This window comes from Bittarella sp. HCP28S3_D9 (assembly GCF_052065655.1).
Classification (GTDB): domain Bacteria; phylum Bacillota; class Clostridia; order Oscillospirales; family Ruminococcaceae; genus Bittarella; species Bittarella massiliensis.
Map to the genome: position 1 here is coordinate 62,718 of NZ_JBQHTP010000012.1, position 12,139 is coordinate 74,856.

The following is a 12,139-nucleotide window of genomic DNA, read 5'->3' on the forward strand; positions in this document are numbered from 1 at the left end:
AGGGCGGAGGGCCAGAGAGCCCGCCGCCCAAAATATCACAGTCGCTCGATCTCCTCCATCAGGGCCGGGAGGATCTGGTCCTCCGGCACCTTGCGGAGGATCTCCCCCTTGCGGAAGAGAAGGCCGCAGCCGTCTCCCCCGGCCACCCCGATGTCGGCCTCTCTGGCCTCGCCGGGGCCGTTGACCGCGCAGCCCATCACCGCCACGGTGATGTCCTTCTCCATCCCCTCCACCAGGCGGTCCACCTCTTTGGCAAGGGAGATCAGGTCGATTTGGGTGCGCCCGCAGGTGGGGCAGGAGACCACCCGCACCCCCTGCTTGCCGATCCCCAGGGCCTTGAGGATGTCCCGGGCAGCCCGCACCTCCTTCACCGGGTCGTCGGTGAGGGAGACGCGGATGGTGTCGCCGATGCCGTCGCAGAGGAGGGAGCCGATGCCGATGGCCGACTTGATGAGGCCCATCCGCTCGGTCCCCGCCTCGGTGACCCCCAGGTGGAGGGGGTAGTCGCAGCGCTGGGACATCAGCCGGTAGGCCTCGATCATGGTGGGGACGCTGGAGGACTTGAGGGAGATGGCGATGTCTGTAAAGCCGCACTCCTCTAGCAGCGAGATGTGGTAGAGGGCGCTCTCCACCAGGGCGGGGGCGGTGGGGGCGCCGTACTTCTGCAAGATCTCCTTTTCCAGAGAGCCGCCGTTGACCCCAATGCGGATGGGGACGCCGCGGGCCTTGCAGGCGTCGGCCACCGCCTGCACCCGCTCCCTGCCGCCGATGTTGCCGGGGTTGATGCGGACCTTGTCCACCCCCGCCTCCACCGCCGCCAGGGCCAGCCGGTAGTCAAAGTGGATGTCTGCCACCAGGGGGGTGGGCACCGCCGCCTTGATGGCGCCGATGAGCCGCACCGACTCCCGGTCGGGGACGGCGACCCGGATGATGTCGCACCCCGCCGCAAAGAGGCGCTTGGCCTGCTCTACGTTGGCCTCCACATCCGCCGCCGGGGCGCAGAGCATCGACTGGACGGCGATCTCCTCGCCGCCGCCGATCTTGACCGAGCCGATTTGCAGGGTGCGGGTCTTTTTTCTCTCCATGAGCTTGTCCCTCTTCTATGTAAAATTGGTGCGGGGCCGTTTTCGGTCCCCGCAGCTGTGGTCAGCCCACTGATCAGCGGGCGAATATTCGGGTGATGTCGCTGTAGGTCACAAAGAGCATAAAGCCGATGAGCAGCAGGAACCCCGCCGCGTGGACAAAGCCCTCGTACTTGGCCTTGATGGGCTTGCGGCGGATCGCCTCGATGAGGAGAAAGACCAGCCGCCCCCCGTCCAGCGCCGGGATGGGCAACAGGTTGAAGATGCCCACGTTGATGGTCAGCAGCGCCAGCATGTTGAGGGTGGTCTCCCAGCCCATGCTCACCGCCTGGTTGATGATGTCCACCGTCCCCACCGGGCCGGCCACCTGGGAGATGGGCACGTTGCCGGTGATGAGGTCGAGCAGGGAGACCCAGACCATCTTCCCGATGGAGACGGTCTTGAGGGCCGACTCCTTGAGCACCCCGCCCACCGTCTTGGGGACCCCCAGCACCCAGAAGTCGCGGCTGATAAACTGGTTGCCGTTGTCGTCCTGCGCCAGGGCAAACTGCACCCCGGTGAGGGTGATCTTCTCGCCGTCGCGGAGAACGGTCATGTCCACATAGCCGTCTTTGTCCCGCATCAGCTCAAAGTCGATGTCGTTGGCGATGTAGATGCGCCGGCCGTTGATGGAGAGCACCTCGTCCCCCACCTGCAGCCCCGACTGGGCGCTGAGGGAGGTCTCGTCAAACTTGGCCACCGTGGTGGTGGGCACCAGTTTGGAGGCCGAGGTGAGGACGATGAGGATGACAAAGCCCAACACCAGGTTCATCAGGGCCCCGGCGATCACCACCAGGATGCGGATCCAGATCGGGCGGCGGGAGAAGGCCCGCTCGTCGGCGCTGTCCTCGTCCTCCCCCTCCATGGCCACGAAACCGCCGATGGGGACCGCCCGCAGGGCATAGGTGGTCTCCCCCTTCTGCCGCTTGAGGAGGGTCGGCCCCATGCCGATGGCAAATTCGTTGACCTTGATCCCCCCGAGTTTGGCGGTGATGAAATGCCCCAACTCGTGGATCATGATGATCAGTCCGAACATCAGGACTGCCAAGAGGATCGAAAAAACGATGTTCATAGTTCACCTTCCAACTGATGGGCGAGGGCCGAAAGCCGCTTTTGGCTACCTCGCCTGTGCGCGGACATAGGCCCGCGCCTGTGCGTCTGTCTGCAGCACATCCTCTAAAGAATATACGTCTGCGCGGGGCACAGTATTCATGGCCCCCCGCACCAGTTCGCCGATCTCCAAAAAGCCGATCTTCCCGTCCAAAAAGAGGGCCACCGCCTCCTCGTTGGCGCCGCTGATGGCGCAGGGGGCGAGTCCCCCCCGCCGGGCCGCCTCGATACAGGTCTTTAGGCAGGTGAAGGTCTCGATGTCGGGCTTGGCAAAGTGGAGGGTCGGATAGTCTGTCAAGGAGAGTTCCTTTACAGGGGATGGGAGCCGCTCCGGGTAGGTCAGGGCGTACTGGATGGGGATGCGCATGTCCGGCACCCCCAACTGGGCCAGCACCGAGTGATCGTCAAACTCCACCAGGGAGTGGATGACGCTCTCCCGGTGGACGACGATCTCGATTTCGTCCGGGGTCTTGTCAAAGAGCCAGGCCGCCTCGATGAGTTCCAGCCCCTTGTTCATCAAGGTGGCGGAATCCACCGTGATCTTGGCCCCCATGGACCAGTTGGGGTGGTTGAGGGCGTCCTCGATGCTCACCTTCTCCAGCTCCTCCCGGCCCCTGCCGAAGAAGGGGCCGCCCGAGGCGGTGAGGATGACCTTTTTCAGGGCCCTGGCCGAGTGGCGGTCCTGCAGGCACTGAAAGATGGCCGAGTGCTCGCTGTCCACCGGGAGGATGGGGACCCCCTTGGCCCGGGCGGCCTCGGTCACCAGCTTGCCGCCGGCGACCAGGGTCTCCTTGTTGGCCAGGGCCACCGGTTTGCCCGCCTCGATGGCGGCCAGGGTGGGGCGCAGCCCCACCATCCCCACCACCGAGTTGAGGACCACGTCGGCCTCTTCCCGGACGGCCAGTTCGCAGAGGCCGTCCACCCCCGCCAGGACCTTGGTGTCGGTGTCCCGCAGGGCGTCCCGCAGGGCGCGCGCCGCCCGCTCGTCCACCATGCAGGCGAAGGGGGGGCGGAACCGGCGCACCTGATTTTCCAGCTGTAAAACAGAAGAGTTGGCCGAAAGGCCAACCACTTCATAGCCGTTTTTTTCAATGACGTCCAGGGCCTGGATGCCGATGGAGCCGGTGGAGCCCAGCACCGTTACTTTTTTAGCGCACATGAAAAAGCCTTCCTTTCGCCCCCGCCCTAGCGCAGGACGATGGGCAGGTAGTAGGAGAGCAGCAGCACCGTGGGCAGGGTGAAGATGACGCTGTCAAAGCGGTCCATGATCCCCCCGTGCCCGGGCATGATGGTGCCGTAGTCCTTGATTCCCTGCTGCCGCTTGAGGCTGGAGGCCACCAAGTCTCCCAACATCCCCGCCAGGGCGCCCACGGTGGCCACCGCGATCAGGTGGGGATAGGAGATGGGACCGCCGCCCAAAAAGCGGTGGTAGCCCCAGGCGATGAGGCAGAGGGCCAGCACGTTGGTGAGCAGGCCGCCCAGCGAGCCCTCCACCGTCTTGTGGGGGCTGACGTTGGGGGCCAGTTTGTGCTTGCCGAAGAGCCGGCCCGAAAAATAGGCCCCGGTGTCGGCTAGCCACCCGCAGCCCAGCGCAGCGATCAGGTAGAAGAGCCCGTCTTGGGGAAAGACGCTGCGCATGAGCAGGGTGGAGGAAAAGCCAAAGAGGATGGCGATGGTCTCCATGTAGACGATGGCGATGCTGGAAAAGGGGATGTCTGCAAAGTGAAAGACCGCAAAGGCCGCCATCCCCGCCGTAAAGACAAAGAGCCCCGCCGTCAGGTGGATGGCCCCGGTAGGGGGCATTTTGTCGTAGAGCAGCACGAAGGCCGCAAAGAGGGCGCACCAGCCGTACATCCCAAATTTGTTGTGCAGTTTCACCGCCCCGAAAATCTCGTGCAGGGCGATGAGGGTGATGAGCAGCACGATGACATTAAAGGCCAGGGTGCCGTAAAAGAGCACGGCGATCGCCAGCAGGACAAGGCCCACCGCCGCGCTGATGATTCTGGTTGCCAAAATTATACCCCTCCAAACCTTCTGTCGCGGTTCTGGTACTCCAGGATGGCGCGGTCCAGGTCGCGGCGGGTGAAATCGGGCCACAGCACATCCATGAACACCAGTTCGCTGTAAGCCGACTGCCAGAGCAGGAAGTTGGAGGTCCGGTACTCCCCGCTGGGGCGGATGATCAAGTCCGGGTCGGGCTGGCCCGCGGTGTAGAGGTGTGCGGAGATGGCGTCCTCGGTGATCTCCTCGGGGGCCAGTTCCCCCCGCTGCACCTGGCCGGCCAGTTCGCGCACGGCGTGGGTGATCTCGGCCCGGCCGCCGTAGTTGAGGGCGATGTTGAGGGTCATCTGCTTGCAGTCGCGGCTCTCGTCCTCCAGCTTTTTGATGAGGGCGACAATGTCCGGCGCCAGGGGCGCGGTGTCCCCCAAAATCAGACAGCGCACCTCCTCTTCCCGGTGGTCAAAGGCGTCTTTCAGGTAGCTGCGCAGCAGGTCCATGATGGCCTCCACCTCCTCCTTGGGTCGCTTCCAGTTCTCGGTGGAGAAGGCGTAGACGGTCATGTTTTTGATGCCGATGTCCTTGCAGTAGCGGACCATGTCCCGAAAGGTCTTGGCCCCGGCCCGGTGCCCGGCAGAGCGGGGCAGCCCCCGCCGCTTGGCCCAGCGGCCGTTGCCGTCCATAATAAAGCCGATGTGCTGGGGCAGGTTGTCAAAATCCGGTTTCGCGAGAAGCCGTTTCTTCTTTTGAAAGAACACCGGCTAGATCTCCATGATCTCTTTTTCCTTGGCCTTGGCCGCGGCCTCGGCCTTGTCGCAGTAGGTGTCGGTGAGTTTCTGGATTCCCTTCTCCAGGTCCTTCAGGTCGTCTTCAGACAGCTCTCCCGCCTTCTTCTGGGCCTTGAACTTGTCGATGGCGTCCCGGCGGATGGAGCGGATGGCGACCTTGCACTCCTCCTCCAGCTTGTGGACCGATTTGACGATCTCCTTGCGGCGCTCCTCGGTCAGCGGGGGGAAGGCCATGCGGATGACCTTGCCGTCGTTGTTGGGGGTGATGCCCAAATCGCTGGCGAGGATGGCCTTTTCAATGGCCTTGAGGGTCGAGCCGTCCCAGGGCTGGATCAGCAGGGTGCGGGCGTCGGGGACCGAGACCCCGGCCATCTGGGCGACGGGGGTGGGCACGCCGTAGTAGTCCACCGTCACCTTGTCCAGGACGGCGGGGTTGGCGCGGCCGGCGCGGATGGCGGCGAACTCGCCCTCCATCACGCTGATGGATTTGCCCATCTTCTTCTCGTAAACTGCATACTCTTCTCTCATGAAAAGCTACCTCCTGTGAGGCGGCGGGGCCGCCTGATTATTTTCGGGGGGGGATCTCTCGCCGCTAGTCCTCGCTGACGAGGGTGCCGATGTCCTCGCCGCAGAGGGCGCGGACGATGTTGTAGGGATCGCTCAAATCAAAGAGCAGGATGGGGAGGCCGTTGTCCTTGCAGAGGGAGGCGGCGGTGGAGTCCATGACCCCCAGGGAGTCGGCCAGCACCCGGGAGAAAGAGACCCGGTCGAAGCGGACGGCGTCGGGGTACTTTTTGGGGTCTTTGTCGTAGACCCCGTCCACCATGGTGGCCTTGAAGATGACCTCGGCGTTGATCTCGGCGGCGCGCAGGGCGGCGGCGGTGTCGGTGGAGAAGAAGGGGTTGCCGGTGCCGCAGGCCAGGATGACCACCCGCCCCTTTTCCAGGTGGCGCACCGCCCGGTTGCGGATGTAGGGCTCGGCCACCTGCTGCATGGGCAGGGCCGTCTGCACCCGCACCGGCACCCCCTGCTGCTCCAGGCTGTCGGCCAGGGCCAGGGCGTTGATGACGGTGGCCAGCATCCCCATGTGGTCGGCCCGGGTGCGCTCCATCTCGCCGCTGGAGCGGCCCCGCCAGAAGTTGCCGCCGCCCACGACGATGGCCACCTGGCAGCCCAGTTCAGTGCACATCTTGATGTTTTTGCAGATGTCGGTGACGATGTTGTAGTCGATCCCCATCTTTTTATCGCCTGCCAGCGCCTCGCCGGACAGCTTTAACAGGATCCTCTTGTACTTCAGTTCCATTGCTTCTCACACACTCCCACCCAGTATATTTCAAACTATATTCTACTCTATTTGCGGCACCAATGTAAAGGGAAAGCGCCCAATTCACAAATCTTTTTCACCGCCCTCGGGGCCTCTGCGGGGCCGGGCTTGTCCCCCCTCCCCGGGACCGCAAAAGGGGGAAGGCCCCCGCAGAGGCCTTCCCCACTTCAGTTTTGCTCGGGTTTGATCTTGAAAATCTTCTTCAGGATTTTCGACATGAATTTGGAACTCTTGATCACGACCACCTGCATCAAAAAACCCTCCTGTCAATTCTGCATCAGCAACCCCAGGGCGATGAGCACCAGGGCGATGGCGATGACGGCGGTGCCGGCGGTGAGGCAAAACGACAGCAGCAGCCCCGCCCCCAACGTCACCATAATGAGTTTGATGACCTTGTTCCTGCCGCGCATCCGCCCCACCGCCCTTTCCGCTGTTGTACCAGTATATACAAAAGGGCTGCTGGGGGTTCACTCCCTGGCCAAAACGGCCAGCAAACACCCCTTTTTGACCGCTGCTTTGCAGCTTTTTCCGGTGATCTCGTTGCTGACGCCCAGGGGAAAATCGGGGGTCAGCAGGTGCTCGTGCAGGGGGTATTTGACCCCTTGCAGGGTGACCCCCGCCGCCTCGCCCCCGTAGGCGAAGAAGGAGAGGTAGCGGTAGTCCTCCCGCGGGATCTCCCGCTCCTCCTCCCACAAAAAGAAGATGCGGTGGCGGTCGTCGAGCAGGCAGCCGTCGGCCCCCTGCCGCTTGAGAAAATAGAGGCTTTGCAGGTTGGCCAGGGTGTGGTCCAACCGCCCGCCAGTACAGCCCAGCAGCAAAAAGTCCCGGTAGCCCAGGGCCAACCCCCGCTTGAGGGCGATGTGGGTGTCGGTGTCGTCCTTCACCGGGTCAAAGGCCACCACCTCCACCCCTTCCATGGGGCTGCTGGCCGAGTCCAAGTCCCCCATCAGCAAGTCGGGGGTCAGGCCCACCCGGCGCAGGTGGTCGATCCCCCCGTCGGCGCAGATGACATAGTCCCGGGCGGGGTCGATCTGCCCCAGGACCCGGTCGCTCTCCAGGGGGGCAGCCCCCACCACCACACAGCGCTCTTTCACCGCTTCTCTCTCCCCTCTCACATCAGTCGGGGGGGGGGGCGCCCGCCCGGCCCCCCCCCCCCCCCCCGCCGCCAGCACCGCACACCCCTTTTCGCAGGTGTGGGAGCAGCCGGTGAACTGGCAGCCGTCCAGGTAGGGGGCCATCTCCCGAAAGGTGTAGGGCAGCTGATCCTTTAAAATCTGCTCCTGCCGGTGCAGCTGCACGTCGGAAAAGCCGGGGGTGTCGGCCAGATAGCCGCCAAAGGGCAGGGGGTAGAGCTCCACCTGGCGGGTGGTGTGCCGCCCCCGGCCCAGCTTGTCGCTGATCTCCCCGGTCTCGATCTCGGGGGTGAACCCCAGGTGGTTGATGAGGGTGGACTTGCCCACCCCCGAGTTGCCGCAGAAGGCCGAGACCTTGCCCTGCAGACAGCGCTCCAGCGGGGCGCGCCAGCCGCGGGAGCGGTAGTCCACCCGCAGGACGGGGAAGCCCGCCTTTTGATAGATGGCGGCGATGCGGTCGGCCTCTTCCATGTCCAACTTGGTGAGGACGATGACCGGCTCCACCCCCTTGTACTCGGCGATGGAAATCAGCTTGTCGAGCACAAAGAGGTTGGGCGCCGGGCTGCAGGCGCTGACCACAAAGAAAAACTGGTCGATGTTGGCCACCGGGGGGCGGATGAAGCTGTTTTTGCGGGGGAGGATCTCCTCCACCCGGCCGCCCTCCCCCTCGGGGGTGAAGAGGGCCCAGTCCCCCACCAGGGGTTTGATGTGCTGGTTGCGAAAGGCCCCCTTGGCCCGGCAGGCGTAGGTCCTGCCATCGCTCTCGACGTAGTAAAACCCGCTGATGGCCTTTAAGATGAGTCCCTTTGGCATCTTACCCCTTCACCTCGCCGCCGGCGCTGCCGCCCTGGGCCGCCGACTGGCTGGAAGAGGGGGTGGGCGCAGGCTTGAAGGCGGCGTCGCCGGAGTGGTCCTCCTTGAGGGTGGCCTTGCCGGTGGCAAAGTTGACGGTATAGCTCTGGTAGGGTTTGCCGTTGATTTGGACCGTCACTGTAACTGGCTGGTCAGTGTCGAGCCCTGAAACATTGAAGTTATAGGTGCCCTTGTCGGCGGGAAGCAAGTCGGGCTCATTTACGATGGGAGACCCATCTTCATAGACCTTTAAGCTGATGCTGCCAATTCCTTTTGGAAGTGAAATGGAGATAGGCACCTTCACAGGCTCCTTCGGCCCCTTGCTGACTTCGATGTTGACGATGGTGCCCGTGTCCACCTCGGTGCCGTCGGCGGGGTCCTGCCCCACCACGATGCCCTTGGGCTTGTCGCTCTCCACCTCGGTCACCTTGCCCAGGGTGAGGCCGACGCCCTTGAGGGCCGACTCGGCGCCCGCCTTGTCGGTGCCCGAGAGGAGGGGGACCTTCACCTGCTCCTCGGTGTCCTCGTCCTGGCTGACGTAGATGGTGACCTCGTCCCCCTTCTGCACCTCGGTGCCCTTGGCGGGGTTGGTCTCGATGACGAAGTTCACCGGCACGCTGTCGCTCTTCTTGTGCTCGATGACCGGCTTGAGGCCCTGCTTGCGCAGCGCCGCCTCGGCGGCGGAGGCCTCCATCCCGTAGACGTCCTGCACCACCAACACCTCGGGGCCCTGGCTCAGGTGCACCTCAATGGTGCCGTTTTTCTTCATCCGGGCATTGCCCTTGGGGCTCTGCTCGGCAATCAGCCCGGCCTCGATCTCGTCGCTGAAGACCGGGTCCCCCTCCTTGTACTTGAAGTCGGGGTACTTGGCCTTGGCGTCCTCCAAACTCATCCCCACCAAGTTGGGGGCGGCGACCCGGCCGCCGAAGATGCCGGTGGAGAAGATGGCCATCCCCCCGATGAGGAGCATGGCCGCCACCAGAAAGGCGCTGGCGATCCCGGCGAGGATGGCCATGTTGTTGCGGCTGCCGTCGTCTTTGTAGAAGATGGAGAAAAAGCCCTTCTTCTTTTTCTTCTTGCCGCCCTTCTTCTCGGGGGCGGGCTCCTCCTGCTCGGTGCGCACCTCCTTGATGGCGTCCATGTACTTGGTGGGCTCGGAGTCCACGAAGTACTTGTACTGGAAGCTGATGGAGGGGTTGCGCTTGAACTCCTCGATGTCCGCGAGCATCTCAGAGGCGGACTGGTAGCGCCGGTCCACATCCTTCTGCATGGCCTTGAGGGTGATCTCCTCCAGTCCCTCGGGGATGTCGGGGTTGAGCTGGCGGGGGGAGACCGGCAGGTCGGAGATCTGCTTGATGGCCACCGACACGGCGGTGTCCGCCTCGAAGGGGAGCTGGCCGGTGAGCATCTCGAAGAGGATGACCCCGGCCGAGTAGAGGTCGGCTTTGGCGTCGGTCTCGTCGCCGCGGGCCTGCTCGGGGCTGATGTAGTGCACCGAGCCGATGGCGCGGTCGGTGATGGTGCGGTTCTCGCTGCGGGCAAAGCGGGCGATGCCGAAATCCATCACCTTGAGGGAGCCGTCGGGCAGCAGCATGATGTTTTGGGGCTTGATGTCCCGGTGGACGATGCCCCGGTCGTGGGCGTGCTGCAGGGCCCGCAGGATCTGGGTGATGAAGTGGACCGCGTCCTTCCAGGGGAGGATGTCTTTTTGCTGGATGTACTCCTTGAGGGTGATGCCGTCGATGTACTCCATGACGATGTAGTTGACCTTTTCGCTGAAGCTCACGTCAAAGACCTTGACGATGTTGGGGTGAGACAGCAGGGAGATGGCCTTGGATTCGTTTTTGAACCGGCGCAGGAACTCGTCGCTCTCGGCGAATTCGTCCTTGAGGATCTTGACGGCCACGGTGGTGTGCTCCAGCAAGTCGGTGGCCTTGTAGACGTTGGCCATCCCGCCGATGCCGATGAGTTCCTCCACTAGGTAGCGGCCGTCCAGCCGTTTTCCAATGTACTTGTCCATTCTCTTCTCTCCCCCTTTAACCGATGAGCACGGCGGTGGCGTTGTCGCTGCCGCCCCGGGCGTTGGCCGCCTCGACGAGGGCGGCGGTGGCCTGGAAAAAGTCCGTCTCGCGCACGATCTGCAACATCTCTTCGTCCTCCAGCGGGCCGCTGACCCCGTCGGTGCACAGCAGCAGCATCTCCCCCTCTTCCAGGGGGACCTCCTCGTAGTCCACATCCACATTGCGGGAGATGCCGACGGCCCGGGTGATGATGTTGCGCTTGGGGTGGGTCTTGGCCTCTTCCGGGGCGATCTGCCCCTGCTCCACCAGCACCTGCACCATCGAGTGGTCCTTGGTCAGCTGGGCGATCCCCCCGGGCCCCAGCTTGTAGGCCCGGCTGTCCCCCACGTGGGCGATGTGGGCAAACCCGCTCTTGACCACGCAGGCCACCACGGTGGTCCCCATCCCCGCCAGGGAGGGGTCCTCCTCGATGCGCTGGCAGACCAGGGCGTTGGCCCGGTTGACGGCGGCGATGAGGAAGTTCTTCACCGTCTCGGCGCTGTACTCGCCCGAGAGGGAGCCCGCCGACTCCGCGAAGGAGTCCACCACCACCCGGCTGGCGATGTTGCCGCCCACGGCGCCGCCCATCCCGTCGCAGACGCAGGACCAGATGGTCCCGTCCGCCAGGGCGCCGGACTTGGCCGCGTCCTGGTTTTGGTCGCGCACCAGCCCTTTGTCGGTATTCGATACGATTCGCAACATGGTGTTTTCCTCCTAATTGTGCTGCTCTTGCCTGCGCAGTTGGCCGCAGGCGGCGGAGATGTCGGCCCCCAGGGTCCGCCGCACCGTGGCGTTGACCCCCTGGCGGACCAGCCGCTCCTGAAAGGCGCGGATCTCCCGCTCGCTGCCGTGGGTGTAGCCGGTCTCCTCCACGGCGTTGACCGGGATCAGGTTGACGTGGCTCAAAAAGCCCCGGCAGAGCTGGGCCAGCCGGTCGGCGCAGGCCGGGGTGTCGTTGACCCCGGCGATGAGGGTGTATTCAAAGGAGACCCGCCGCCCGGTCTTTTCGGCGTAGTAGCGGCAGGCATCCAGCAGCTGGGCGATGTTGTAGCGCCGGTTGACCGGCATCAGCCGGTCCCGCATCTCGTCGAAGGGGGCGTGCAGGCTGATGGAGAGGGTGATGGGCAGCTGTTCGTCGGCCAGCCGGCGGATCTGGTCGCAGAGCCCGCAGGTGGAGAGGGTGATGTGCCGGGGCGAGAGGTCGAGCCCCTTGGGGCTGGTGACGTTTCGGATGAAGCGCAGCACCTGCTCGTAGTTGTCCAGCGGCTCGCCGATGCCCATGAGCACCACGTTGCCGATGCGCTCCCCCAAATCGCGGGAGGCGGTGTAGATCTGGGCCAGCATCTCCCCGGCGGTGAGACTGCGGACAAAGCCCGCCAGGGTGGAGGCGCAGAAGGAGCAGCCCATCTTGCAGCCCACCTGGGTGGAGAGGCAGATGGAGAGGCCGTGCTTGTAGCGCATCACCACCCCCTCCACCATCTCGCCGTCGCGCAGGCGAAAGAGGTATTTCACCGTGCCGTCGAGCTGGGAGACCAGCTTGCGCTCCACGGCGGCGGTGGCGATGAAGCACTCCCCCGCCAACTGCTCCCGCAGGGCGGCGGGGAGGTTTTTCATCTCCGCAAAGGAGTCCGCCCCCTTTTTGTGCAGCCAGTCAAAGAGCTGGCCCGCCCGGTACCGGGGCTGCCCCCACTGGGTCAAAAGGTCCTCCAACTCCCCCTGGGAGAGGCTGCGGATGTCTGTCATTGGCCGTTCT

General features: G+C 64.2%; 12 protein-coding genes. All 12 read right to left on the reverse strand.

All coding sequences use genetic code 11. The features are described from left to right. Positions 1–35 precede the first annotated feature (35 nt). The 12 genes from ispG to rlmN all read right to left on the reverse strand — a co-directional run bounded on the left by ispG (position 36) and on the right by rlmN (position 12,129). Positions 36–1,085, reverse strand: coding sequence for a flavodoxin-dependent (E)-4-hydroxy-3-methylbut-2-enyl-diphosphate synthase (gene ispG / locus ACTNAU_RS07925; protein ID WP_441098082.1), 1,050 nt, complete (start codon positions 1,083–1,085; stop codon positions 36–38). 73 nt (positions 1,086–1,158) lie between these two features. After that, the gene (locus ACTNAU_RS07930) at positions 1,159–2,193 is read right to left on the reverse strand and encodes a M50 family metallopeptidase (protein ID WP_216402415.1); all 1,035 of its coding nucleotides are present in this window, start codon (positions 2,191–2,193) and stop codon (positions 1,159–1,161) included. A gap of 45 nt (positions 2,194–2,238) precedes the next feature. After that, complete coding sequence (locus tag ACTNAU_RS07935) at positions 2,239–3,390, reverse strand: 1-deoxy-D-xylulose-5-phosphate reductoisomerase (RefSeq protein ID WP_441098083.1); 1,152 nt, start codon at positions 3,388–3,390, stop codon at positions 2,239–2,241. A 26-nt stretch (positions 3,391–3,416) separates the two neighbouring features. Then, positions 3,417–4,244 carry a phosphatidate cytidylyltransferase gene (locus ACTNAU_RS07940; protein ID WP_185915055.1) on the reverse strand — a complete coding sequence of 276 codons (828 nt, stop codon included), beginning with the start codon at positions 4,242–4,244 and terminating at the stop codon, positions 3,417–3,419. A gap of 2 nt (positions 4,245–4,246) precedes the next feature. Beyond that, the gene (uppS, locus tag ACTNAU_RS07945; RefSeq protein WP_441098096.1) at positions 4,247–4,912 is read right to left on the reverse strand and encodes a polyprenyl diphosphate synthase; all 666 of its coding nucleotides are present in this window, start codon (positions 4,910–4,912) and stop codon (positions 4,247–4,249) included. Between the two features lie 78 nt (positions 4,913–4,990). Beyond that, complete coding sequence (frr, locus tag ACTNAU_RS07950) at positions 4,991–5,545, reverse strand: ribosome recycling factor (protein ID WP_216402412.1); 555 nt, start codon at positions 5,543–5,545, stop codon at positions 4,991–4,993. A 64-nt stretch (positions 5,546–5,609) separates the two neighbouring features. Further along, entirely contained in the window at positions 5,610–6,320 is a 711-nt protein-coding gene (pyrH, locus tag ACTNAU_RS07955; protein ID WP_185915053.1) for a UMP kinase, read from the reverse strand. A gap of 287 nt (positions 6,321–6,607) precedes the next feature. After that, entirely contained in the window at positions 6,608–6,751 is a 144-nt protein-coding gene (locus tag ACTNAU_RS07960) for a hypothetical protein (RefSeq protein WP_185915052.1), read from the reverse strand. A gap of 57 nt (positions 6,752–6,808) precedes the next feature. Beyond that, positions 6,809–8,287, reverse strand: a complete 1,479-nt coding sequence (gene rsgA / locus ACTNAU_RS07965; RefSeq protein WP_441098084.1) for a ribosome small subunit-dependent GTPase A — start codon at positions 8,285–8,287, stop codon at positions 6,809–6,811. A 1-nt stretch (position 8,288) separates the two neighbouring features. Then, a complete protein-coding gene (gene pknB / locus ACTNAU_RS07970; protein ID WP_441098085.1) occupies positions 8,289–10,346 on the reverse strand; it encodes a Stk1 family PASTA domain-containing Ser/Thr kinase in 2,058 nt (685 codons plus the stop codon). Positions 10,347–10,362: 16 nt separating this feature from the next. Next, positions 10,363–11,088: a Stp1/IreP family PP2C-type Ser/Thr phosphatase gene (locus ACTNAU_RS07975; RefSeq protein ID WP_185915048.1), complete on the reverse strand. Its 726-nt coding sequence runs from the start codon at positions 11,086–11,088 to the stop codon at positions 10,363–10,365. A 12-nt stretch (positions 11,089–11,100) separates the two neighbouring features. Beyond that, complete coding sequence (rlmN, locus tag ACTNAU_RS07980; protein WP_185915047.1) at positions 11,101–12,129, reverse strand: 23S rRNA (adenine(2503)-C(2))-methyltransferase RlmN; 1,029 nt, start codon at positions 12,127–12,129, stop codon at positions 11,101–11,103. Between the last annotated feature and the right edge of the window lie 10 nt (positions 12,130–12,139).